Genomic DNA, 24,126 nt, shown 5'->3' on the forward strand with positions numbered 1-24,126 from the left:
AATGTTACTATATCACTAATCTTTACTTTTATCAAAATGCACCTCTTTGTATTTCTGAGGAGAAAGCTGATAGTGCTTTTTAAAGACCCTACTAAAGTAATTCGGTTCGCGATAGCCGCAATGGTAAGAGATCTCGTTAACGGGGACATCCTTTTCCAACATCATCAATGCTTTTTTTAGGCGATATTCATTCAGTAATTCTGTGGCGTTTTTTTGCAGAATACGCTTAAGATTGAGATGTAAAGAGGTTCGGCTTGTATTCAGTTCATTCGCTAAATCTTCTACGGATAGGTCCGGGTTTTTATAATGCCGCTCCAAAGCGCTACTTAATTTGGTAAGAAAGTCCTGATCCCGGTTATTGCCAACAACAGGGTTATCAATAAAAGCGCCTAGTCCTATTACATGTTCCCGTAAACTAATTCTTGATTTGACCATATTGGCTACTACCAACTCCAGTTCATTTAAGTTAAACGGTTTACCGATATAGGCATCGGCGCCTACATCCAATCCGTTTACCCTGATCTGTTCATCCTGATTGTCAGACAAAAGGATAAACGGAATATGATCAAACTGTTTATTTTGTTTTATCCTTAAACATAGGTCCAGCCCAGTGGTTTTAGGCATCTTAACATCACTGATAATAATGTCAGGAGATGTTTTACAGATCTTTTTCCATGCTATATCTCCGTTTGAGGCAGTTATTACCGAGTACGTCTTCTGAAAATGTTGTGCCAGAAATTTCAATAATTCTTTATTATCTTCTACTAAAAGTAGCGTATAATGCCGGTCTAGTCGTTGCTCTTTTTTTTCAATAGGCGGGGAGATGACATCCATATTGACGTCAGTTTCCGATGGATTTTGTTGTTCGCTTTGTTGTTCAGTTAATTGTTCGTATACTGGAAGACTGAAAAAAATCGTCGTACCGTTGCCAAGTGTGCTGGAAGCTTCAATGCTGCCTTCAAGGCTTTTAACCAAGTGGTGCACTAAGGCCATACCGATTCCCGAACCTGAGATGTCAGTCTGGGAGGGCGAGCGATAAAAAGGGTCAAATAGGTGTTTCAAATCGGTCGTAGACATGCCTGTTCCGGTATCACTGATGACAAAATCTGCTCTATTCTGTCCGTCTTGAAGAGTTGTTCGCATAGATACCGAAACACTACCCGCTTGGGTGTGTTTCAAAGCATTTGACAAGATGTTCGATATTATTTTTTCCAGTTTATCGCTATCAAAAAAAACATTAAGTCCGTCTATCTCCGTCTCAAAAGAAATAGCAATATCTTTTTCCTTTGCCAAGGGCTCAAAAGCGTTAACGATTTGCCGTACAAAAGCGGTCATATCCAATCGATTAAAATGCACAGACAGGTCGTCTCCCTCTACCTTTCTGAATTCCGCTAGCTGGTGAATGAGCTTAAATAATTTGGATGCATTCTTTTTGATATGTGATAGCTCCACATGTTGCTTGAGATCGATATTCTTCTCATTTATAAATTTGTCGATGGATGCAAGAATAAGTGTTAAGGGCGTTTTAAATTCATGGGATATAAAAGTGAAGAAGTTAATTCGATGTTGTGTAAGTGCTTTTGTTTTATCCTTCTCCATATGCGCGAGTTGAATCTCCAAACGCTTTTCATGAATAAAGCGTACAAAACGGGTATATATATAAATACATAGGCATAAGAGAAATGCATAAAAGAGGTAGGCCAGGTTGGTGCGGTAAAAAGGAGGAGCCACATGGATACTAATACTTTGTTGCTGGCCGGTAAAACCGCCTGCGTCATCTAGGGTTTTGACATGCAGTGTATAGCGGCCTGGTGACAAGTTGGTATAGGTTGCGCTCGTTTTATCACCAACATAATTCCATCGATCCTCAAATCCCTCTAAATAGTAAGCGTAGTTGGTGCTTGTTGGGTTTGCATAGTTGATGGTGATATAATTTATGGTAAATACATTCTGATCATAAGATAAACTAATTTGACGGGCGTAACCGAGCTGATGCTTCAAAACTGTAGAATCGGAATCCGGGTGTACTTCCTTATTGAATAACTGAAAGGTTGTAAAAACCAGGGGATAGGATTGCCTGTCTACCTGCATCTTCAATGGATTAAAATAGCATAAGCCATTAATGCTGCCGAAATAAAAAGTGCCGTCGCTGCCTCGCAAGAAAGATTTAAAGTTAAATTGATTCGTACTCAAGCCATGCCTATTATCATAGTTTATAAATCTTTTCGTGTTTGGATTCCACCTGGAAATACCTAAGTTGGTACTGAGCCAAATAAAACCGGCATCGTCCTCCAGTATGCCATAGACATTGTTATTAGCCAAGCCGGTAATTGTGGTATAATGTTGAAAAGCATCTGTTTCAGCATGATAAACACATACGCCGCCGTCTAACGTACCGAACCATAAACGCTGGTGACGATCTTTATACACACTGATTAGCTGATTGCTTAATAAAGGCGCATTTTTACCCGTGTTAGTATAGTGTTTCATGGTTTTAGATATCGGGTTGTATCGGTAAATGCCATCCTGTCTGGTACAGATCCATAAATCACCATTTTTGTCTTCGGTGAGATCATATATGAATTTATCGCCTAAAATTTCCGGAGCAAGTAAAGTGAACTTGCCTGTTATATAGTTAAATTGATTCAAGCCCTGTTGAGTACCCACCCAGAGTATGCCGCGACTATCCTGATATATCGCATATACTTGATTGTTGGAAAGTGAGTTGCGATCGGCCGGATTCTTCGCATAAATAGTGGTCGTTCGCTTATTAAGGTCAAAGCGGTGCAAGCCTCCAAAAAAGGTTCCAGCCCATACATTTCCATAAGAATCTGTATGGAGTGCATGGACATTGTTGGTATTGAGATAAAAGGGGGCGGTGTTTTTATTAATTCGACTAAAAGCTGCGGTAGATGGATCGTAGATAGAAATACCACCATCTTCGGTTGCAATCCATAATCGGTGCAAGCTGTCTTCCATTAATTGACTGACAGCTTTTCCTCCCAAACCATTATTTTTATCGGTTGGTAGCATGCTCTGAAAACCATCACTTCCTACCGGGATGTAGTTGACTCCGCCAAAATAAGTGCCTATCCAAACTGTACCCTCTTTACCGATAAAGGTAGAATAGATAGCTTTATCATTTAGCTTTTTAGGCTCGTTATTGAAGGATTGCGAATGATTCTCCGTTCGGCCTGTTTTAATATCATATATATAAAGGCCATTTTCGGTGCCTATATATAAAAGTTCATCTTTGTCTGCTGTGATTGATCGAACGGTACTGTTCTCGGTGTTTTCTTCATTCGTAAAGGGCAGTGAAGTAAATTGTCGCTTTTCATCGTTATAAAGATAAAGTCCACGCGATGTAGCCAGCCAAATACGATTTTTCAAATCGCGATGCATTTGGAAGATGGTAAAATTGGAGAATGATAGCGGAGGAAAAGAGCTCGTAGTGAAGGTATGCTCAATATCACCTGCCTCATTGATAAGAAGAATACGCCGGTCGATAGCAATCAACAATCTGTTTGTAGATAGAGGGCAAATGGCTCTCGCGAATCCCTTAAGCAGTAGACTCGTTCTACCGTTTTTGATTTGAAATAAGCCTCTAGATGTACCTATATAAAGCACGCTTTGTTCTTCCGATATGAAAATTACAGCGGGCCTTTCCGAATTTAAAGGGTGGGCTATCAATCGATCTTGACGTAGATCGTAGCGGTAAAGTCCGTGATTGGTACCCACATATATGTTTTTTTGATGGCTCAGTAAAGCATTAATCTGATTGGTTGACGTTCCAGGTGGTGCAGCATCAATATAATAACTTCTAACATGACGACAATCGAATCGATTTAGGCCTTCTCGGGTGCCGAACCACATAAAGCCCTGTTCGTCTTGGGTGATAGCATAAACCGTATTGTGCGACAAACCTTGGCTTGAGGTTATTTTACGGAAGCGTATATCGCTACCTTTCGTTGCCTGTATCAGCAACAATAAAAAGAAAACGCAGGTGTAGAATTGCTTACGCATTGATTAGTCTATCGAGATCCGACGAAATTCCTAAAAAAATAGAAAATCGCTTTAAATGGGTTTAAGATACGGTTTTTGAACGAATGTCCTATAAAATTTAACATGTGTGCTACTGATGATAGCGTTTTTCGTCTAACATTGCTCTTGTAAACCAATCATACACTTATGGCTTTTTTTCGACACGCAAAAATTCTATGCTTATTGTTTATTTGGTTAATTTATGCAGCCGGGGTCTCGGCGCAAAATAAACCTAATATCATTATTGTAATGGCAGATGATTTGGGTTTCTCAGACATAGGCTGTTATGGAGGAGAAATTAAGACGCCTAATTTGGATCGACTCGCTTCACACGGTTTACGAATGACGAGTTTTTATAATGCCAGTCGATGTTGCCCAACACGGGCCTCCCTACTAACCGGGCAATATCCACATACAGCTGGTATCGGGAATATGACAAGCGATCAAGGGCAACCTGGATACAGAGGTTTTTTACAACCCAATGTAGTCACAATCGCTCAGGTATTAAAAGGAGCCGGCTACCAAACAGGAATGGTAGGTAAATGGCATGTTTCTGAAACAGAACCCTTACCAACTAAAGAGGAACAATTGGCTTGGCTCGATCATCAGATCACTAATCGCGACTTTTCAGATACTTTGTCATATCCTGTACATAAAGGTTTTGATAAATATTATGGTAATATTTGGGGCGTAGTAGACTATTTCGACCCATTTTCCTTGGTGAATGGCACGCGGCCGATTCAGTCAGTTCCCAAAGATTTCTATTACACTAATGCTATTGGGGATAGTACGGCCTCTTATATAAGGCAATTCGCACAAAAAGAGGTGCCGTTTTTTATGTATGTCGCCTTTACGGCGCCCCATTGGCCACTACAAGCATTGGAAAGTGATATCCGCAAATACGAAAATACATATAAAAAGGGCTGGAACTACATTCGTGAAAAACGTTATCAAAAAATGCTGAAGTTGGGACTGATTAAGCCTAATCAAGTAAAGCTTTCGAGATTTATGACACCAGAAAGGGGCTGGGAGAAAAACGCTGACAGTCTTTGGGATGCGCGTGCAATGGCGGTTCATGCGGCAATGGTAGCCCGTCTGGATCAAAATATTGGCAAGATGATGGATGCGCTTCAGAAATCGGGCCAGCTTGACAATACGCTTATTGTTTTCCTTTCAGATAATGGCGCTAGCCCCGAGCAACCCGCTAAATTTGGCCCAGGTTTCGATCGCTCAGGAACGACGCGAGATAGTAGGAAGATCAGTTTTTCTGTCAACAAGGATGTAATGCCTGGCCCGCAAACAACACACTTCGGCATCGGACCAGAGTGGGCAAACGTATCCTGTACACCCTTTCGTTATTGGAAATCTAAAGAACATGAGGGAGGAATCGCCACGCCATTTATCGCTTATTGGCCAAATAAGATAAAGGCACAAAATAAAATCAGCGACGAACCCGCACATATTATTGATTTGATGTCCACTTGTACCGATATCGCGGGGGCAATATACCCTGAGACCTTTGAAGGACATCGTATCACACCTACACCGGGAAAAAGCCTATTGCCTCTGTGGACCGGTAAGCAGAAAGCACATCTTCATGACGAATTGTTCTGGGAACACAACGGTGCTGCTGCCCTGCGACAGAGCGATTGGAAAATTGTTCGGGTAGATATCAATGCGCCATGGGAACTTTATGACTTAGCGAAAGATCGTTCAGAAACCCAAAACCTGTCGGCTACTTATCCTCAAAGAATGGAAGCTATGAAGAAAAAATGGGAAGAATTAGCCAACCGGTACAGCGTTTTTCCGAAACCTTAAGACGCATGATGCCATCTAGATAGCGAGTCATCATTGTATCGGGTGAAATATAATGGAATCCCACCTTATCGGTGGGTAGGAAGGCATTTATTCTGACTAAAATGACGAGAGTATAAATACTTTGATAATACCTAACCAATAATTATGGATCGATTAAAAATAGAAAAGCTTACCAATAGGCTAAAGCACTTCCTATGGATAAGCCTGATGCTAGTACATATGCATCAACTTGCAGCTCAACAGACAAGCGTTAACGGAAAAGTGACTGATCAAGTAGGACAGGCACTGTCCGGTGTAAGTGTATCCGTTAAAGGGGCATCTTTGGCAACGATGACGGACGAAAAGGGCCGGTTTGCATTGAATGGCGTCCAAACAAACGCAACCTTAAAATTCACGTATGTAGGTTACAAAACACAAGAACTAGGCTTAAACGGGAGACATAACCTGTCAGTAACCCTGATAGCTGAAAGTACCGCTTTAGACGAGATTGTTGTTATAGGTTACGGAGCGGTGGCAAAAAGTGATCTCACCGGTTCTGTGTCTTCCGTAAAGGCAGAAGATTTGACAAAAGGTGTAAATGTTAATATGCAGCAAGCTTTACAGGGAAGAACGCCAGGCGTGCAGATCTACCAAAAAAGTGGCGAGCCTGGTGCAGCAATGAGTGTACAAATCCGTGGTATCACTTCCATCACCGGAAATAACGCTCCCTTATATGTGATTGACGGAATGCCCGTGAATGATGCAGCTGCTATTGGCACAGCCGGTGTAGGAGGAGCGACGAACAATCCGAATAACCGTACACCACTAAACGCTCTTAACCCGGCAGACATCGCCTCGATCGAAATATTAAAGGACGCTTCTGCAACAGCTATCTATGGCTCACGTGGAGCTAATGGCGTCGTGTTAATTACCACCAAAAAGGGGAAAGCAGGGAAAATTGCGGTTACTTATGACGCGAGTTACGGACAACAGCAGGTTGCCAAAACACAACGCTATATGACTGCTGAAGAATATACCTCTGCCGTTAATGGCATCATTCAAGAAGGACAGTTGAACGGCAGCGTATATCAACCCGTAGAGGCGAGCACTTACAATACCGATTGGCAGGACCTCTTATTGAAAAACGCACCCATACAAAGTCATGATGTGTCTTTTAGCGGTGGAAATGAGCTTACCAAGTTTCACATTTCGGCAGGCTATTTTGATCAAGAAGGGGTAATGTTGAACTCATCTACCAAGCGTTATAATGCGCGAGTTAATCTGGAAACGGGTGTGGCATCGAAGTATAACGTAGGCATTAACCTCGCCACGGCCTATATCAAAGACCACTACAATGCAAACGGAACCGGATTAAATGATAATGCCAGTGCGCTTTATATGGCACAGAATTATGATCCAACAGTACCTCCTTACAATTCGGATGGGTCCTATTATCGTTCCCCTTTAATGGCGCCAATGGATAATCCGTTAGCCGTAATTAATGGGCAATATTCAGTAGGAGATACCTATCGTACCTTTGGAAACCTTTATGCTGAATATTTTATTCTTCCATCCTTATCAGCAAAGGCAAGATTAGGAGCCGATATCAATATTTCACAGCGTAATTTCTGGATTGATCCTTCTACTCTAACCGGCGCTTCCTATAATGGTTATGCTGATGCCCGTGATGGAAAACGAACTTATTATTTAGTGGAGGGTACGTTGAACTACAATAAAACTTTCGGAAAGCATAATTTGTCTGCAGTGGTCGGTTCAACTTACGAACGTTATACTTCTAGCTCACTCATCGCCAATTCACGGGATTTTGCTTTACCGGATTTAACCTATTTCGGTATCGGATCAGGAGATGCAATGCTGAATGGGGTGGGGAACGGAGCGCAGGAAAATATTTTATTGTCCTACCTCGGACGGGTAAACTACTCCTATGCCGGTAAATATTTGTTCACCGGATCGATACGTGCCGACGGCTCGGCTCGGTTCGGTCCGGAGCATCGCTTCGGGTATTTCCCTTCTGCGGCAATTGCTTGGAAAATGAAGCAAGAAGATTTTTTGAAGAACATGAACCTTATAGATGACTTGAAGTTTAGAGCTAGTTATGGCGCTACCGGCAACCAACCTAATGTAAATTACCTTTATTATTCAACCTATGCTGCAGGAAGAGTTGCCGTTTTTGATGGAGAGAAAGTAACCAGTATCGCCCCTACGAGAAGCTCAAATCCGTACTTAAGATGGGAATCTGCCCATCAGGTCGACATTGGGTTGGATTTTGCCTTTTTCAGTTCTAAACTTTCTGGAAGCATCGACTATTATAACCGAAAAACTTCCAACCTTCTGTATAACGTTCCTCAACCTTTAAGTTCAGGTTTCGCTGGTCGGACAGAAAATGTGGGTAGTATGCGCAATACAGGAATGGAGTTTTCGGTTAATGGTGTAATTGTTGAAAGCGAGGATTTAAAGGTAGATGCCAATTTTAATATTACAACGTTAAAAAATAGGGTGTTGAGCTTAGGAAATGTCGAACAATTTATCGGCTCAGGTCCTGGAAATATCGGTCAGTATAGCATATTAAAACCGGGAGAGTCAATGGGCTCGTTTTATGGTTACATCGTGGATGGCGTTTGGCAAGAAGGGGACGATTTTTCGCTAGCTCAACCGGGTGTTAGACCCGGTGATCTGAAATACAGGGACTTCGATAACAACAAAATCATCAATGCAGATGATCGCGTCATCTTAGGTAAATCGTTGCCAGACTTCTTTTATGGTTTTAACGCCAACATGCGCTACAAAAAACTAGCTTTATCTATTTTTTTAGAAGGCTCAAAAGGAGCTAAGATGCTCAATAGTAGTCTGGTAGATTCTTATTATGCTGTTGATTTTCGCCGTAATAAACTGGCTGAGCTATATCTTAACCGATGGACAGCAGCCAATCCAAGTAACGAGTATCCCTCTTTTATTCCGGGTGATGTACAGGGTGCCAGACAAATAACGAATAAAACCGTAGAAGACGCATCTTATCTACGTATACAATCCGTTCGCTTATCTTATCAGATCCCTTTACCTGAAAAACTATTTATTCGCAAGGCAACGGTATTTGTTAACGGACAGAACTTATACACGTTTACCAGCTATTCAGGAGTAGACCCTGCGGTTAATGCAATCGGAGATGATATCCTGCGGGTAGATTATAATTCATACCCACTTACAAGGACATTTACGGCGGGGATTAATGTGCAGTTTTAGTTTGGTAAGTATGTAAATATATTTTTTATAGAAAAATTTATGCAGATGAAAAAAATCACTCAATATATTACATTGTTGCTTTTGGGAAGCCTTTCGTCCTGTAGCGATGTATTAGATGTAACGCCGAATTCTGAATTTGCACCAGGCAACGTGCTCACAACAGAAGCTGGTATCAAGTCACTTTTATTTTCCGCCTATGCGCAACAACAAACGCAGCAGAATTCGCGCTTTATTATTAACGATTCGGAGGTATGCACTGATATGGCTTTCAATTCGGGCGGAGCAGAAAACGGACAATTATTACACTTAATTAATTTTAGCTGGGAGCCTACTTTAGGTACTTTTGAAGGTGATATGTGGGCACCGAATTACCGCTGTATCCGCGACGCTAATGGAGTAATTGAAAATATAGAGGGGGTAAATGCTTCGGAAGAAAGTAAGAAATTGATTCTAGCGGAAGCGCGCGCACTGCGTGCACAGGCTTTTGCTATTTTATATAATTTCTTTGGGCCGGTACCTCTTCGCCTTTCCACTGAACAAACAGGCGATTTAGCAAGAGCAACTGAGGAAGAAATAAAAAACTTCATCGAATCAGAATTTCTTGCAGCGATCCCCGATCTACCGGATCCAGGACAGGAGGAAGCCTTTGGTCGCTTCAATAAAGGAAACGCAAGCGGTATTTTGGCAAAGTTTTACTTAAATACTAAGCAATGGCAAAAAGCGGCAGATGCTTGTAAAACCATTATTGATTTTAATTACTATAGCATCGGTCAATATGCCTTTAAAGATCTTTTTCGAGTAGAAAACGAAGGAATGAACAACCGCGAAATGCTATTAGTATTACCTTGTCGTAATGAAGTAGATTTCGGAAACTGGTTTATGGCCGGAGCCCTTCCGCCAAATTTTAAAAGCACAGCTCAACTTCCTGAGTTTGTTTACCAGGCATCTATGTCTAACTTCGCAACCCAATACCGTTTAAGGACCGCCTTTGTAAATAGTATGGCGGAAAACGACCAGCGGCGTACGTTGATCTGTACCAGTTATGTAAATAATAACAACGTAACAGTAAATATACTCAATGACGACAATGCCCGAAGCTTTAAATATTGGGATAACAGCACCATCGGAAATAACAGCGGAAACGACGTGCCTGTATTGCGCTACGCAGATATTTTATTATCGCGTGCAGAAGCGTTGAATGAGCTATCCGGGCCCTCGGAAGAAGCATTTGCACTTATTAATCAGATACGTAAAAGAGCCGGTTTGCCCGATTTAACACTTACCGAAGCAGGGACGAAAGAACTTTTCAGAGAAGCTCTGTTTAAAGAGAGAGGCTGGGAATTTATCTCTGAAGGTAAAAGGAGGGAAGATTTAATCAGACAAGGAACCTTCTTGTCGTCGGCAATAGCAAGAGGGGTGTCAGCTACTTTAGCAACGCCAGATAAACTTCTATTCCCCATTCCACAATCCGAAATCCAAGCGAATAAACTTTGCGTACAGAACAAGGGGTATAATTAGAGATTTTATTAACACACTAAGACGGCTATGTTAACCAAACGGATAAAATTCATACTCCTTATATTATGTTTAAGCTATTGCATTGGTCACGCTCAAAACCGGAGCAAGCGTCAATCTTTCAGTAATCCTTGCGCACCCGTGGGAGATCCATTGCTTACAGTTCCTCCAACCGTAAAACCATTGTTAGACGTATGGATGCGTGATACTTATGTGATGCTCGGACCTGACGGGAATTATTATTTAACCGGAACAACCGCCTCCCCGGGGAGGCGGTTTGCCGGACAAGTGCATTGCTGGGACTATAATGATGGTCTATATTTATGGCGTTCACCAGACCTTAAGAACTGGGAATCAATGGGTAGAATTTGGTCGTTCGACGAGAATGCCGCTACCTGGCAGAGGGTTGGTAAACCCATCAAAAAGGGATCAGTATCCCTAAACGGCGATCCCCTTGATTCAATGTATCGAGCCGTATGGGCGCCTGAATTACACTATATAAAAAGCAAGAAGAAATGGTTGCTCATTGCCTGTTTAAATGGTAATCAGGGATCTTTCGTTTTAGAGAGTATTTCAGGAAAACCGGAAGGGCCTTATCGCAATATCAAAGGAAATGAACAGCATGCTATTTTCGATAACATTGACCTCAGCGCCTTCGAAGATGAGGACGGTGAGGTTTATCTCGTCGGTCATGATCATTATATCGCTCGTATGAAGAATGATCTGAGTGATATCGCGGAGCCTTTTAAGCAACTTAAAGAAACACCTTATGCTAAAGAACCTTATATCGAAGGCGTGTGGTTGACCAAGCATCATGGCAAATACCAGTTATTACAAACGGTATGGTCTGTACCGCTTTCCAATGGTCGCTATACATATTTAAGAAAGGAAACACCCGGTGAACAATTACATAGCTATGATGTGGTCGTGGCAGAATCGGATTATATTTACGGACCTTACGGACCGCGATACCCCGCTATTTTGGAAGGAGGACATAATAATCTGTTTCAGGATAAAAGCGGCCATTGGTGGTCAACCATCTTTTTTAATCCACGCGGCGCTATGGGTAAGAAATTCTCCCAAACCTGCCGCCCCGCTCTTGTGCCTGTAAAGTGGGAAGACAATCGACTAAAACCTGATATTAAAGCCGCAGCCGATTTCTATTCAACCGTTAATTCAGAGAAATGATGAACAGCAAGGATGCTTATTTGTTTCTGCTAAAAGCAGGCTTGGTTTAAAGATAACCTGGAGAATATGAATTTTTACTATTAGGCATTGATTTTCATTCAAAGAAGATGATAAAAAATATCTTTTACACCCTTGTCATCCCGATTGTATTCAGCTCTTGCCAGCAAAAGAACACTTCGCCGGTAAAAAAGCCCAATATCATTATTATTTATGCAGACGATCTTGGCTATGGTGATTTAAGTTGCTATGGAGCAAGCGCAGTGCAAACAACCCATATAGATAGACTGGCAGCGGAAGGCTTACGTTTCACCAATGCCTATTCCGAGGCTTCAACCTGTACACCGTCACGTTATGCGATGCTGACGGGAAGATATGCTTTTCGAAACGACGCGGCCATTTTGCCCGGTGATGCACCTCTGATTATTGAACCCGATCGTGAAACCTTGGCGTCGATGTTGAAGAAGGCTGGCTATACTGCAGGCGTAGTTGGTAAGTGGCACTTAGGTTTGGGCAACGGAAGTCCGGATTGGAATGCGGACATAAAGCCTGGGCCCTTGGAGATAGGTTTTGATTATAGTTTTTTATTACCAGCCACGGCTGATCGTGTGCCTACGGTATATGTAGAAAATAGTCGTGTTGTTGATTTAGACCATCGAGATCCGATCCAGGTGGATTATAATAAAAAAATAGGAAAAGATCCAATTGGTCTCGAACATCCCAAAATGCTGAAGATGGCGGCTGACACCCAGCACAGCGGAACTATTGTTAACGGAGTCAGCCGTATAGGTTATATGACGGGCGGGCATCAAGCTTATTGGAAAGATGAAGATTTTGCTGACGTATTTACGGATAAGGCGAAAGCGTTTATCCATCAACATCAGAATGAGCCCTTTTTTCTCTATTATGCACTGCCACATATTCATGTGCCACGTATGCCGAATAATAAATACGTGGGCACTACCAACATGGGACCTAGGGGAGACCTCATTGTTGAAATGGATGCCATGGTGGGGGAGATTATGAAAACGCTGAAAGATTTAAATCTCGATAAAAACACATTCGTCATTTTCAGTAGCGATAATGGGCCGGTACTTGACGATGGTTATGGCGATCATGCAGAAGAATTGATTGGCAACCATAAGCCGGCCGGTATATACCGAGGAGGGAAGTACAGCGCCTTCGAAGGCGGATTGCGGATGCCGATGATTGTTCGTTGGCCAAATGAGATACAGCCCGGAATTAGCGATGCGGTCATTAATCAGATCGATTTTTTTGCTTCCTTGGCAAACCTTACCGGAGTTAAAATCGATCGAGAGACAATCGCACCTGATAGCGAAAACTTACTTGATGCATTAACGGGAAAGTCAAAGGAAGGGCGTCGCGTTATGTTACAGGAATCGTTTACGATGGCTATTCGAAAGGAGAACTGGAAGTATATTGAACCGGTCTCCAAAAAAACACCCGATTGGTTGGATAATAAAACGGTTGAAACGGGTCTGCAACAAGAGCCGCAGTTATATGATTTAAAGCACGATCCCCGGGAACAACGAAATTTAGCCGGCAAATATCCTGATAAAGTGGCTGAACTGGCTGGTAAGTTAAAAGAGATTATGGAAAAAAAGAATTAGCATCACGGCTGTTTTTGATTTATTCGCCGAATCAAAATAGCAGCAAGCACAATATAGGAACCAAAACAAGTGAAATGATAGAAGAAATCCCAACCAATAGGGCTGAATTCTTTTTTTCAGTTTCCAGAAAGGACGCGAAGACCACAAGGTTTGCAGCAATAGGAAAACTAGCAATCAGCCCCATTAATTTCGATTTATCATCGTCAAGTATTTGCATAAATTGTTTTTCAAGACATAACAACAGGACCAGAAGTACCGCGCCCGAGATGTAGCGCAAGCCTAATATTTTGGCAAAATTCCATAATCGTATCTGTTGGAAATTGATGTCCGCCAGCGTGAGGCCAATGATGAACATTCCGGAAGCCGAAACTGTCCAGCCTACCACATCGCCAATAAGTTCAGCTCTTTGAGGTAAGTTCACGCTAAACAAGTTCAATAGCACCGCGATAATACAGGCATACAGAGCAGGTATGCGAAAAACGTTTTTCGCAGCCTCTTTCACAGGAAGACCTTTCGTGCGCGATATCAGATAATAACCTATGGTGTCACCGTAAAATACATTGCCTACATACGCGCTGATAATTAATGGCATTTGTTCATTACCAAAAAGAGCCATTACAACCGGGATCCCAAACCATCCAATGTTATAGTAGGAAAAGCTACCTTTCAAAAGACTACCATTAAAATCTTTTGCTACAAAACGTTTACAGATAATAGCAGGTATATTCATTGCCAAGGCAAGAACAAAGATTATAGATCCAACCACAGCGCTTTCCGATAGCTCGGCCTGGAGCATATTTTCAATGATAAGTAAGGGAATTAAAAGGTATAAAAGAATTTTTGAAATCCATTTACTGCCCAACTGCCATCTTTTTTTAGCAAAGAACCCAATAAGAATGAAGCCGTAGAGAGGTAGTACCTTGTTAAGAAGTTCTTGCAATAACTCCATTATTGAAATTGACGAATGAGATCATCCGTCAGGAGATCTGCTTGTTCCACATTAAACCATAACGAATTTACATCCAATTGCAATCCCGTAATCAGATGCCCAAGCGCGTAGAACGGCGTCCTTTCCTCTGATGAAACGTCTTTGACCCGCAGCGTATTCAGATCCACTATCAGTCCACCGGCGCCATACTCTTGAATATACTTTTTGCTTAATAAAGCTTGTAACAACTTTTGATCTTCCATCTTATGAATGACGCTCGCCGGTCCGGAGGCATTGATGACAAAGTCCGCTTTGTAGACTTGGCCGTCCTCCGTCTTCAATACAAATTTATTTCCTTTCCATTTGATGTCCTCGCTATTGCCGATAACCTCCAACTGATTTGATTTCAATAGGTTCATTATCTTAATGCCATTCTCCATGGGTACCGCATGCCGGTTAATGTCAAAATAGGGCTTTATCCATTTAACGAACAAAATTTTCTGATCAACGGGTAATAATTTCCATATAGCGTAAGTCTCTTCCCGTAAAGAATACAGAATATTTTGAAACAAACTGTCACCATTCATAGCTTGTCTTATGTCTTCTTCTAATAATTGAAGATGATTTTTATTGACTCGTTCTTCGGTCGCCCAGTCCAGCTTACGTTCAAGATAACCTTCTACTTCACTCCGAAATAGGCGTATTAAATCCTTAACTCGCAATGACCGGCGATTCTCGCGGATCAGGGTCTTGATAGTAGATAGCGTTAATACTTTTCGCTGAAATGGTTTTTCCGATGCCGATTGAACCCGCGGCAAAAGCCCTCTCAATGAAAAAAACGTAATCGGACCTTTATGCCCGTTTGCAACCAAAGTAATCAAAGCATCAATGGCTGTCAAACTACTACCCACAATACTTATCTTCGCATATTTATCCTTAATGGTTTGTATAATTCTTTTTGATGGCCAAGGTGAATCGATATACCTTTCCGAGCTCTTTAGGTTCTCAAACGTTGCTGCTTCAGGCGTGCCTGTCGCCAATATAACATAATCTACAGGGTAGCTATGATCAGAGGCCGATCTCAATATAACACGCTTATCTTTCTGCACTTCGGCATCAACGATTTCTACTTGCTGTTTACTCACCTCAATGCCCTTTTGCCGGGCTAGCTGCCAATACTCGTCCAGCATGGCCTGAACATACTTACCGTAAAGCATTCTCGGCGGGTAGGCATCGGGATGAGGACTTACTTGAGGGAATTCCTGCTCAATCCTGTCTTTATGATCATGCATCCATCGTACAAAATGCAATCGTTCTTGCGGAAACAATCCCATTAAACCAGCCTTTGTGTTTAATAAATGTCCTTCTTGTCCGGTTCCATAGGCCAAACCAGTGCCAAATTCACCTTTCTTTTCGAATAGTATAATCGAAAGTATCTTGGACGGCTTGGTTATTATATATTTTAATACAAGTTGTATAAAGCAGGTAACACCACTGGCACCCGATCCGACAATGGCAACTGTCATTTTAAGCTTATGATCCATATGACTTAATAAACGTCGTCCAATCCATATTGTTTAGCACTTCAAGGTAAGCCTTCATATGCGTGTCGAACAACAGAGTTGGCAAGGGACAGCAACTAAAGACGTTTTTATCCAGCATAGATCATAACATAAACATCTTTGCCCGATACTTGTTGATTGAGTATCATGTTTATATCAAATGACCAAAGAAAAATTGTCCGTAAAAGAAAAGATGACGAAAGCCCGCGAATTAGAGCGTGAAGGAGATATGTCAGCCGCTGTCAAGATATATAAGGGCATCATACAAACCGATCCACTACACTCGGCAGCATACAATCGCCTGATGATTATCTATCGAAGACAGAAGCAATATCGGGATGAACTCGTTGTTATCAAGCAGGGCATTGATGCCTATGAAAAAGATCTATGGGATGATCAGATGGCTTGGAAGAAAGCGAATCGCCGCTCTGCTACCGTTAGCCGAAGCCTTGCTAAATCACTTGGCCTCTTGGATGACAAAGGAAGGCCTACCTATGAAGATCCGCATATTAACACTTGGAGAAAAAGAGAAGCGGTGGCTCGCAGAAAACTCGACACCGAAAAAAAAAAGCGAAGTGAATAGACTTATTACCGAATAAAATGATTGTAACTTATACCGATAGGGGATTCGAAATTGTACTCCAAAGGCATCACGGGCGATTAGCAGCGGCCATTTTAAATCAGCTTAAATGGTTAGAAGCAGATCCTTTCAAACTGGATGTGCTGTTTGCGACGGGAATACACGACGACACCTATAATGAATTCGAGGTTGAAGGGATTATCAACCGGTTTAAAGGGCCAAAAGATTTCAAAATGGAGTCCTTCAACCTTCAGCGTTGTGAGGCTTTATTGAAGAAAGGTCTTACCCGAAGTCTATACGTTGCGCTCTTGTTATCTTTTCATATTCAATTCTTGTATGCAACTGAATCCGATGAATCGGCGCAATATTGTAAAAGTTTACAATCGTTGCAGCATAAATGGATGGCGGAGCTTGGGATCGATAGGGATACAGTACAAGCCCATTATGCGATTTTGCAATGGTGCGATGCGCTATCACTGATCCTTTGCCAAGATCAGATTCCCCCCGAAGGGAGAAAGTTGGAAGTCAGTCAGGGGCCGGAAGCCCGCAGTTATTATGTTTTTGACAAAAGCGGTAGTATATTAAGTGTTGATCCCTGGCCTTTTACGGATAACGAATTTGAGCTTACCCTTGAATACAGAATCCTTCCTCGTCTCGAATATCAAAATGATGCTGTCTTTAAAGAGTCACTTTGGGAGAGCACCGTTCACTTTAGAAAGATTAATTTTGCTAAAATCTAACGAGCGTATTTTTGTAAAGGAAATGTCTCGTTTAACAAAGCGAGCTTGCGGTAGCAAGCAGTATTTGAGTATATTTGGCAGTAACGAAAATAATTGAGATCGTTTTTACTATAGTTACTTATGAAAAAAATAGGATTTTTATCCTTCGGGCACTGGTCTAATCATCCGGCATATAGCACTCGCACAGCTAGTGACACCCTGCTTCAATCCATCGATCTGGCTGTAGCTGCGGAAGAGATTGGCCTGGATGGAGCCTATTTCCGTGTGCATCATTTTGCTGCTCAATTAGCATCGCCCTTTCCATTGCTATCAGCCATTGGTGCTAAAACAAAAAAAATAGAGATCGGCACCGGTGTGATCGATATGCGTTACGAAAACCCATCGTATATGGTGGAAGATGCGGGTGCTGCCGACCTTATTTCAGGTGGCCGGTTGCAATTGGGAATCAGTAGGGGGTCGCCGGAACAAGTAATCGACGGCTGGCGCTATTTCGGTTATGAATTGATAGAAGGAGAAACTGATGCGGATATGGGACGCCGTAAAGCGCTGGAATTTTTGAAAAGGCTAGACGGTGTCGGTTTTGCACAACCCAATCCATATCCTATGTTTCCGAACCCACCGGGACTGTTACGCTTGGAACCACATGCTAAAGGTTTACGAGAGCGGATCTGGTGGGGCGCTGCATCCAACAGTACAGCCGTTTGGGCCGCCGAAAATGGTATGAACCTGCAAAGCTCTACCTTGAAATACGACGAAAGTGGGAAACCCTTTCATGTTCAGCAAGCAGAACAGATTCGGTTGTACAAAGAAGCTTGGAAAAAGGCGGGTCACCAACGCGAACCAAGGGTGTCTGTTAGCCGATCAATATTTGCCTTAATGAACGATCAAGATCGCTACTACTTCGGACAGGAAGTTAGTCGTGACGATAAAATTGGAATGATTGAAAAAGATAAACGTGCAATTTTCGGGCGAAGTTATGCAGCCGAACCTGATAAACTCATCAAGGAATTGGAGCAGGACGAAGCTATCCAAGAAGCGGATACACTTCTTCTAACGATACCCAATACCCTGGGAGTGGATTATAATGTACATCTCTTGTCCGCGATATTGGAACATGTAGCGCCGGAATTGGGATGGCGCTAAGTCAGATGCCCAATACCCATCCCACGTCAAAAGCATCGGTTATTTCGATTAATTTTTGATCGTCAGGATCGGGTATAATCCGGTCCTTTTTATTTGCTAACAATTTTTTTATCAGCGCTTTTCTTTCATAAACGTTGGTGCAATGTAGAAAAATAGATATATAATTTCCAATGGTCCTTCCTTCGTTGTGTACCAAGTCGGAGCCGTAAATAATGATGTTGTCGGAAACGAGCGATCCTACAACTACCGGTATTTCTGTATATCCTTGTAATTCTTTTTCAAAGGTTTCAAATTGTAATCTGCCACCAAAGCAGGTTTGATAAAAAGTGAGGGCCTTTCTGCAATTACCCGAAAAGGTAATGAAAATGGCCGACACTAATTTGCCAGTAGCAAATTCCTGAAACACCTTCTCGGGGCTTGCCTTCGTTAGCTTACGTTGCGAAATCATATTACTTGCCATTTTTATCCTTCACCCTTTCCTCATTCTCTTTTTTTCGGAATGATACGATTTTTCTAATCAATGCTTCGGGTAGTGGTTTATCCATTGGAATCTGAATGGCCGCTTTACTGGTTTTATACCCTTTGAGATCAGCCTTGAAATGTTCCCAAAATACTTCGCTGTAGGGATTCGACAAGGTGATGTGTTTCGGGAAAGCGCAATAGTAGATCAGGTAACCATTATATTTAAAACAAGGTATTTGATAGCTTATACTTTCCGCTACATCAGGCACCAATTCGTGAATGATTTTTCTGATGGTTTGCATTCGCACGAGGGTTTCACCGCTAAAATCCTGATGATACTCATCAATAGTTTGATAATTGGTCTTAGCCATTTGCATGGATTTTGTTGTTATAAATGTAAGAAACTGCTAGAATAGCCAGTACCACCAATGGCATTAACATAAAACCAATGTTTTTATCTACACATGCGTGGCTAATGAATGCGAAAACCAAATTAAAGGTAAGCCCTGCATAGGCCCATTCCTTTAGCTTGTTCGGTGTTTTGGGGAGAGAAATCGCCAACACTCCCAGTGCTTTGCAGATAATAAGCGTATAGGCAAAGTAATCGGGATAACCCAACGGTTTTGTACCCGCGTTTACATATTGCGGCGCAAATAGTAGGGTGCCAAGGGGCATTACACCTTCCCAAAGTATGATGATGGTGGTTGCTACCCAAAAGATTGTTTTATTCTTTTTCACTTTGCTAATGAATTAATGGATCGATTCAACATATTTTACAAAATTGTCCAAGATAGCCTGCCATCCCTGTTTCTGAAATTCGGGATCATTTTCCGTTTCAGGATCAAACATAGTTTCAATATTCGTTTTACCATTTTGCTCGGTAAACAGTGTAGTGGCTCTTCTTCCATCAGCCATGGTATAAGTAATTTCCTTGTGTAGTTCCACTTTGTCATAAACACCCTCGAAGTCAAATCCGAAGCTGCCATCTTTAGCCTCCATTCTATTCTTGAATTTACCACCGGTTCTCAAGTCGTTTTCACTGCTTGGACAATGCCAACTTGGATCAGGAGTGTTCCATTGCATAATATCATTTGGTGTATTCCATGCTTTCCAAACTTTTTCCAAGGGAGCATTTGCTGTTGCTTCTACCGTAATTTTTGATGCTTGTGTCATTGTTTTTAATTTTTATTTGTTAAAATCTTATAATCCAAAATTACAACGGCTTAGCGAGTTATGGCTGTTGTGAAAATGACAACTTTAGGGGTGAATTGTGACAAACTTTTTTTTATCTTGCGACTTAATAGTAAGGATTTAATTTATGCAAGTTTCTGTTTTTGTACCGGAGTATGGCGTAATTGAAGCGGTTACACCACCATTTAGAACCTTTAATACTGCTAATGAGTTTTTAAACACTTTTGGTAAAAAGCCGATCTTCGAGGTTGAATATGTAGGTTTAAAAGAATATGTACCTGCCAATAACGGCGAATACACAATCAAAACCAATAGATTGCTCAAAGATGTGTCGAAAACGGACCTACTTATCATCCCGCCTGCCTATGGTGACACTGCCAAGGGCGTACAAGCCAACGCAGAAGCAATACCTTATTTTAAAAAATTGCATGAAAAAGGTTCGAGTATTGCCAGCTTATGTATCGGTGCATTTCTTTTAGCAGAAACGGGTTTACTCAATGGGAAAAAATGCTCCACACATTGGGCTTATATCAACGAATTTAAAGAAAGATATCCCGAAGTGGAGGTAGAGGATGGTGCGATAATAACCGAACATGACAACATATACAGTAGCGGCGGAGCAAGCAGCTTGTGGAATTTAATATTATATCTGGTTGAAAAGTTCGCCGACAGAGAAACAGCCATCATGATTTCAAAATATTTTGCTTTAGATATAGGGAGAGATAGTCAATCTCAGTTTGCAATATTTAAAGGTCAACGGAATCATGGTGATGATGATATTAAAAAAGTGCAAGATTATATCGAGAAACATTATCAAAATAAAATAACCATTGAAACGCTGGCAAACCTAATCAATACAAGTCGTAGAACTTTTGAAAGAAAATTTAAAGATGCAACCAACAATACCCCTGTTGAGTACATACAACGAGTAAGAATAGAAGCTGCAAAAAAATTCTTCGAAGCATCACGAAAAAATGTGACAGAAACCATGTTTGATGTAGGCTATACGGATACAAAGGCATTTAGAGACATATTTAAAAAGATTACTGGCCTTACGCCCATTGAGTATAGAAATAAGTTTGCAAGGGTTACGAACGAGGTGTAACGGTTACAACAAGTAGGAGAAAGCTGTCTCGCAGACATTCATTCGAAAGTTAAGGGAAAAAAGCCCGAAACATACCGAAGTCTGTCGGGCTTTTCATAAGAGTACTAATTTGGCATGGCCTGCTATTTTCTTAAGGGCAAGTCCCCAGACTGGTAAAATGCGAGCGGATGACCGTCAGGATCCGAGAAATCGGCGCTCCAACCACCCGGAGCTTCCGTTACCGGCGTAACCACTTCTACGCCCTCTTTAGCCAGATTTTCCACCACCGTTTCAATGTAACCCTCTTCCAGTTCGAACACTACGATCGGCGAACGGCCGATTTCTTCTTTTCCTTCAAAAAAAAGTAGTTCGACACCATTACCTATCGTAGCCAGTAGCCAATCCGGTTCATCGCCTCCAGGTTGGCGTTCCACTTCGATTCCCAAAATTTCTCTGTAAAAACGTTCGGTACGACTGATATCGCTCACGTTGAAAAGAACTGCGATACCTTTTTTAAGTTTTACTCCCATGTTGATTTTTTTAAAGTTTTAAATATTGTCCAGGATCTTAACCCGATTTATCATGGTCATTGTTGCCGGGAAATTCTTTTTTGTGAGCAGGAGAAGAATATATTCTAAATAAATGTCCATCAGGGTCGTGGCTGCCAATAACTCGCCCGATTAATTGCTGCTTTATATCGTTGGCATGCTTGAATGTTTGTAAAAGAGATTGGCGCATTAATCCGCTAGGTAGAGTATGCGTTAAAATTTCAGGTCCTTCCGATTCAAAACCTACGGTGGCATAAGTTTTCCATTCTCTTCGTAAGGCGGTTAATCGCTGGCGCAGGGCGGTATCCGGAATGTCCAGTAGATATAAAATTTCCTTTTTGCTCAGGCCGCCGTTGATTAGTCGTGCCAGTATTCGGAGGGATGGGCGGAGCGGAACAATAAAGTTTTCCGGAAGTCTACCTATATCAGTATCAGTACGGTTCGGATCATCCCCCTGATACCCTTCTTCCCGCTTTCTACGCCGGCCTTCTGTACGGGCAATGAAAGCGGCATGGTTACGTAAAAAACCTCTTCCCCAAGCCATAAAACGAGTGTCCAGGAAATCCTTTCCCGTTCTAACCGCTTCAAGAAGCAGGTCTTGTACCAAATCATCCACTTCTTCCGGCCGACGAGAGTATTGTTTCGCAATTTGATACATTTCTTCAATCGGGGGTTGGTTCTGATCGCGCGGCCTAAAGGTCATATATTGTAAGTTTTGATTACGTAAACGAAAATAACAAACAAAAACCGTCCTTACTAGCGGTGCTTTTGATTTTCTTCTTGTATTGCAGATTTAGAATGAATTTCTAAACCAGCCTCCGATTTTTCGGTGATTGCCTTTTTTGACTTATCGCTGGTTTTTTTAATTGTTATAAATTATTACCTTGCCCATTCAAATATCAATGATGGTAACTGTATTGAAACAATTGTTCTTGCGCGACCTCGGCAAGTTGAAAACAGAAATAACCTTATACCAAAACGAGCAAAGAATATGGCATGTTGAAAAGCAGATCGCTAATACCGCCGGTAATCTATGCTTGCACCTCATAGGCAATTTAAATACCTACATAGGTGCCGAATTTGCGCAAACGGGCTATGTTCGGAATCGCCCACTTGAGTTTTCCGCTAAGGATGTGCCAAGATCCGAACTGATCAGGCGCATTGATGAAACCATATCGGTGATAGAAATTGCTTTCAGTAAATTAAGTGATGAGCAACTGACAGCAGAATATCCACAAGATGTATTGGATCAGAAAGTTACGAATGGTTATTTCTTAACACATCTTGCTATGCATCTTTCATATCACCTCGGGCAAATCAATTATCACAGACGTTTGCTGGATAATTGATTCACTTAATTATCCGGCAAACAGTTTTTTATAATCATGAATGAAGCCGTGTCTATTTTTACAATCAATAGATTTCCTCATGTAGGCGCATGGCGAACAAATGGATGATCAATAGCAGGCGACCATTAGGACTGAACCTTTGGATTTTATTTAATTGCCTCATTTTCCTTGTTGCTTAAAAAGAGACAGAAAGGTGAGTCATTAATCTGTTCCCCGCGTGAACGCGCTTATCTGCCAAGTGCTGATCAACCGGTAGCTGATAATTAACACCGAGAGCGTATCTGCCAATGTTTAACTCAAGCCCTGCAATGGCCGAGGTAAGGTTTCCTCCCGACTGGTTTATATAAAAGCGTCTATAAGATACATCCTGTTCCGCTTTTTCGTAACGTATTCCTATATTCGGCGCAATTCTAAGCTTTTGATCGATTAAGATTTTGTAGTAAAAAAGCGCATTACAGGTGAATTTATTTCCATAGCGATATTCGTATTGATTCTCGGTATTGAATTTATATAATAAGTTCAGGTTAAATCCCATGTCCATCAGACGCGCGTCGTAAGTTACGTTGAACGTGAAGTCTGTGCTGCCTGTTCCCAATTGGAAATTATTGGGCGAATCGGCGGAGACGCTTGCACGTTCGGAGTTATCATATTCGCCACTGGGCACTTTCACGCCTGCGCCCGCCCATAGGGAGTGGTTGAACAGCTTGAATTTGGTGGTGGTGTTACCCCCTTCAAAGATACGATAATAGGCCATTGCCGCAATATCGCCCAATCCGCTCTTTTCACCGGACTCTTCCATGGCATTAACCCGACGTTGGTTGAAATTGAACGGTAGAAAAGCCATCACCCTGACCCGATCACCAAAGTTGTAAGCGCCCCATAGCTCCACTATCTGATATGTTTCATCCGCAGTGAGTGGTGTATGCCGGCCCTCGGGGCCAAGATGCGTTTGCATGGTATTGTATTGATACCGCAAGCCAATAAAGCGTTTATTAAAGTCAGGCAAAATGCCCAGATAGTAGCTTCCGACACCACAGCCACAGATGTCACAAGCTTTTGCGGAAGCATAACATAAAACCATAATACAAATCAAAAGTAGTTCTCTCATT

Annotated in this window: 20 protein-coding genes; 10 read left to right on the forward strand and 10 right to left on the reverse strand. The window is 41.8% G+C overall.

Annotated elements, in window-relative coordinates; genetic code table 11:
* Positions 1–15: 15 nt before the first annotated feature.
* Positions 16–4,023, reverse strand: a complete 4,008-nt coding sequence (locus E0E36_RS14605; RefSeq protein ID WP_130856546.1) for a hybrid sensor histidine kinase/response regulator transcription factor — start codon at positions 4,021–4,023, stop codon at positions 16–18.
* A 165-nt stretch (positions 4,024–4,188) separates the two neighbouring features.
* On the opposite strand from E0E36_RS14605, the gene E0E36_RS14610 reads away from it, so the two are divergent.
* From E0E36_RS14610 to E0E36_RS14630, 5 genes are all read left to right on the forward strand, one after another.
* Positions 4,189–5,859, forward strand: coding sequence for an arylsulfatase (locus E0E36_RS14610; protein WP_130856547.1), 1,671 nt, complete (start codon positions 4,189–4,191; stop codon positions 5,857–5,859).
* A gap of 144 nt (positions 5,860–6,003) precedes the next feature.
* The gene (locus tag E0E36_RS14615; RefSeq protein ID WP_130856548.1) at positions 6,004–9,099 is read left to right on the forward strand and encodes a SusC/RagA family TonB-linked outer membrane protein; all 3,096 of its coding nucleotides are present in this window, start codon (positions 6,004–6,006) and stop codon (positions 9,097–9,099) included.
* A 45-nt stretch (positions 9,100–9,144) separates the two neighbouring features.
* Positions 9,145–10,617 carry a RagB/SusD family nutrient uptake outer membrane protein gene (locus E0E36_RS14620; RefSeq protein ID WP_242627225.1) on the forward strand — a complete coding sequence of 491 codons (1,473 nt, stop codon included), beginning with the start codon at positions 9,145–9,147 and terminating at the stop codon, positions 10,615–10,617.
* Positions 10,618–10,755: 138 nt separating this feature from the next.
* Positions 10,756–11,802 carry a family 43 glycosylhydrolase gene (locus E0E36_RS14625; RefSeq protein ID WP_242627227.1) on the forward strand — a complete coding sequence of 349 codons (1,047 nt, stop codon included), beginning with the start codon at positions 10,756–10,758 and terminating at the stop codon, positions 11,800–11,802.
* Positions 11,803–11,909: 107 nt separating this feature from the next.
* A complete protein-coding gene (locus E0E36_RS14630; RefSeq protein ID WP_130856551.1) occupies positions 11,910–13,430 on the forward strand; it encodes a sulfatase family protein in 1,521 nt (506 codons plus the stop codon).
* Between the two features lie 31 nt (positions 13,431–13,461).
* On the opposite strand, the gene E0E36_RS14635 is transcribed toward E0E36_RS14630, so the two are convergent.
* Together E0E36_RS14635 and E0E36_RS14640 are read right to left on the reverse strand one after the other, a co-directional pair.
* Positions 13,462–14,379 carry an AEC family transporter gene (locus tag E0E36_RS14635; protein ID WP_130856552.1) on the reverse strand — a complete coding sequence of 306 codons (918 nt, stop codon included), beginning with the start codon at positions 14,377–14,379 and terminating at the stop codon, positions 13,462–13,464.
* Positions 14,379–15,902, reverse strand: a complete 1,524-nt coding sequence (locus E0E36_RS14640) for an FAD/NAD(P)-binding protein (protein ID WP_130856553.1) — start codon at positions 15,900–15,902, stop codon at positions 14,379–14,381. The genes E0E36_RS14635 and E0E36_RS14640 overlap by 1 nt, the downstream gene beginning before the upstream one ends.
* Positions 15,903–16,080: 178 nt before the next feature.
* Between E0E36_RS14640 and E0E36_RS14645 the strand changes: the two genes are divergently transcribed.
* The 3 genes from E0E36_RS14645 to E0E36_RS14655 all read left to right on the forward strand — a co-directional run bounded on the left by E0E36_RS14645 (position 16,081) and on the right by E0E36_RS14655 (position 18,383).
* A complete protein-coding gene (locus tag E0E36_RS14645; protein ID WP_130856554.1) occupies positions 16,081–16,503 on the forward strand; it encodes a tetratricopeptide repeat protein in 423 nt (140 codons plus the stop codon).
* Between the two features lie 17 nt (positions 16,504–16,520).
* Positions 16,521–17,240 (forward strand): DUF3891 family protein, encoded by a 720-nt coding sequence (locus tag E0E36_RS14650; RefSeq protein ID WP_130856555.1) that lies wholly within the window; start codon positions 16,521–16,523, stop codon positions 17,238–17,240.
* 120 nt (positions 17,241–17,360) lie between these two features.
* Complete coding sequence (locus E0E36_RS14655; RefSeq protein ID WP_130856556.1) at positions 17,361–18,383, forward strand: LLM class flavin-dependent oxidoreductase; 1,023 nt, start codon at positions 17,361–17,363, stop codon at positions 18,381–18,383.
* 1 nt (position 18,384) lies between these two features.
* Here E0E36_RS14655 and E0E36_RS14660 read toward each other — a convergent pair whose 3' ends face one another.
* The 4 genes from E0E36_RS14660 to E0E36_RS14675 are packed head-to-tail and all read right to left on the reverse strand — an operon-like array spanning position 18,385 to position 20,018.
* Positions 18,385–18,843, reverse strand: coding sequence for a VOC family protein (locus E0E36_RS14660; protein WP_242627228.1), 459 nt, complete (start codon positions 18,841–18,843; stop codon positions 18,385–18,387).
* A complete protein-coding gene (locus tag E0E36_RS14665; protein ID WP_130856557.1) occupies positions 18,833–19,216 on the reverse strand; it encodes an iron chaperone in 384 nt (127 codons plus the stop codon). Before E0E36_RS14665 ends, E0E36_RS14660 begins: the two co-directional genes overlap by 11 nt.
* Positions 19,209–19,583 carry a DoxX family protein gene (locus E0E36_RS14670; protein ID WP_130856558.1) on the reverse strand — a complete coding sequence of 125 codons (375 nt, stop codon included), beginning with the start codon at positions 19,581–19,583 and terminating at the stop codon, positions 19,209–19,211. Before E0E36_RS14670 ends, E0E36_RS14665 begins: the two co-directional genes overlap by 8 nt.
* A 12-nt stretch (positions 19,584–19,595) precedes the next feature.
* Entirely contained in the window at positions 19,596–20,018 is a 423-nt protein-coding gene (locus tag E0E36_RS14675; RefSeq protein WP_130856559.1) for an SRPBCC family protein, read from the reverse strand.
* 145 nt (positions 20,019–20,163) lie between these two features.
* Between E0E36_RS14675 and E0E36_RS14680 the strand changes: the two genes are divergently transcribed.
* On the forward strand, positions 20,164–21,141 hold the full coding sequence (locus tag E0E36_RS14680) for a GlxA family transcriptional regulator (protein ID WP_013668239.1): 978 nt from the start codon (positions 20,164–20,166) through the stop codon (positions 21,139–21,141).
* 122 nt (positions 21,142–21,263) lie between these two features.
* Here the strand turns inward: E0E36_RS14680 and E0E36_RS14685 are convergent, their stop codons facing one another.
* On the reverse strand, positions 21,264–21,650 hold the full coding sequence (locus E0E36_RS14685) for a VOC family protein (RefSeq protein ID WP_013668238.1): 387 nt from the start codon (positions 21,648–21,650) through the stop codon (positions 21,264–21,266).
* 37 nt (positions 21,651–21,687) lie between these two features.
* Positions 21,688–22,371: an RNA polymerase sigma factor gene (locus E0E36_RS14690; protein ID WP_130856560.1), complete on the reverse strand. Its 684-nt coding sequence runs from the start codon at positions 22,369–22,371 to the stop codon at positions 21,688–21,690.
* Between the two features lie 199 nt (positions 22,372–22,570).
* Here E0E36_RS14690 and E0E36_RS14695 point away from each other — a divergent pair, with 199 nt between their 5' ends.
* Positions 22,571–23,017, forward strand: coding sequence for a DUF1572 family protein (locus E0E36_RS14695; RefSeq protein ID WP_130856561.1), 447 nt, complete (start codon positions 22,571–22,573; stop codon positions 23,015–23,017).
* Between the two features lie 175 nt (positions 23,018–23,192).
* On the opposite strand, the gene E0E36_RS14700 is transcribed toward E0E36_RS14695, so the two are convergent.
* The gene (locus tag E0E36_RS14700) at positions 23,193–24,125 is read right to left on the reverse strand and encodes a transporter (RefSeq protein ID WP_130856562.1); all 933 of its coding nucleotides are present in this window, start codon (positions 24,123–24,125) and stop codon (positions 23,193–23,195) included.
* Position 24,126: the final 1 nt, after the last annotated feature.

It is taken from the genome of Olivibacter jilunii, assembly GCF_900607235.1.
Classification (GTDB): domain Bacteria; phylum Bacteroidota; class Bacteroidia; order Sphingobacteriales; family Sphingobacteriaceae; genus Olivibacter; species Olivibacter oleidegradans.

Excerpts from the sequence above, each read along its gene's own strand:
- E0E36_RS14605 (WP_130856546.1), bottom strand. The coding sequence starts at position 4,023 with ATGCGTAAGCAATTCTACACCTGCGTTTTCTTTTTATTGTTGCTGATA.
- E0E36_RS14610 (WP_130856547.1), top strand. The coding sequence starts at position 4,189 with ATGGCTTTTTTTCGACACGCAAAAATTCTATGCTTATTGTTTATTTGG.
- E0E36_RS14615 (WP_130856548.1), top strand. The coding sequence starts at position 6,004 with ATGGATCGATTAAAAATAGAAAAGCTTACCAATAGGCTAAAGCACTTC.
- E0E36_RS14620 (WP_242627225.1), top strand. The coding sequence starts at position 9,145 with ATGAAAAAAATCACTCAATATATTACATTGTTGCTTTTGGGAAGCCTT.
- E0E36_RS14630 (WP_130856551.1), top strand. The coding sequence starts at position 11,910 with ATGATAAAAAATATCTTTTACACCCTTGTCATCCCGATTGTATTCAGC.
- E0E36_RS14635 (WP_130856552.1), bottom strand. The coding sequence starts at position 14,379 with ATGGAGTTATTGCAAGAACTTCTTAACAAGGTACTACCTCTCTACGGC.
- E0E36_RS14640 (WP_130856553.1), bottom strand. The coding sequence starts at position 15,902 with ATGGATCATAAGCTTAAAATGACAGTTGCCATTGTCGGATCGGGTGCC.
- E0E36_RS14645 (WP_130856554.1), top strand. The coding sequence starts at position 16,081 with ATGACCAAAGAAAAATTGTCCGTAAAAGAAAAGATGACGAAAGCCCGC.
- E0E36_RS14650 (WP_130856555.1), top strand. The coding sequence starts at position 16,521 with ATGATTGTAACTTATACCGATAGGGGATTCGAAATTGTACTCCAAAGG.
- E0E36_RS14655 (WP_130856556.1), top strand. The coding sequence starts at position 17,361 with ATGAAAAAAATAGGATTTTTATCCTTCGGGCACTGGTCTAATCATCCG.
- E0E36_RS14660 (WP_242627228.1), bottom strand. The coding sequence starts at position 18,843 with ATGGCAAGTAATATGATTTCGCAACGTAAGCTAACGAAGGCAAGCCCC.
- E0E36_RS14665 (WP_130856557.1), bottom strand. The coding sequence starts at position 19,216 with ATGGCTAAGACCAATTATCAAACTATTGATGAGTATCATCAGGATTTT.
- E0E36_RS14675 (WP_130856559.1), bottom strand. The coding sequence starts at position 20,018 with ATGACACAAGCATCAAAAATTACGGTAGAAGCAACAGCAAATGCTCCC.
- E0E36_RS14680 (WP_013668239.1), top strand. The coding sequence starts at position 20,164 with ATGCAAGTTTCTGTTTTTGTACCGGAGTATGGCGTAATTGAAGCGGTT.
- E0E36_RS14685 (WP_013668238.1), bottom strand. The coding sequence starts at position 21,650 with ATGGGAGTAAAACTTAAAAAAGGTATCGCAGTTCTTTTCAACGTGAGC.
- E0E36_RS14690 (WP_130856560.1), bottom strand. The coding sequence starts at position 22,371 with ATGACCTTTAGGCCGCGCGATCAGAACCAACCCCCGATTGAAGAAATG.
- E0E36_RS14695 (WP_130856561.1), top strand. The coding sequence starts at position 22,571 with ATGATGGTAACTGTATTGAAACAATTGTTCTTGCGCGACCTCGGCAAG.
- E0E36_RS14700 (WP_130856562.1), bottom strand. The coding sequence starts at position 24,125 with ATGAGAGAACTACTTTTGATTTGTATTATGGTTTTATGTTATGCTTCC.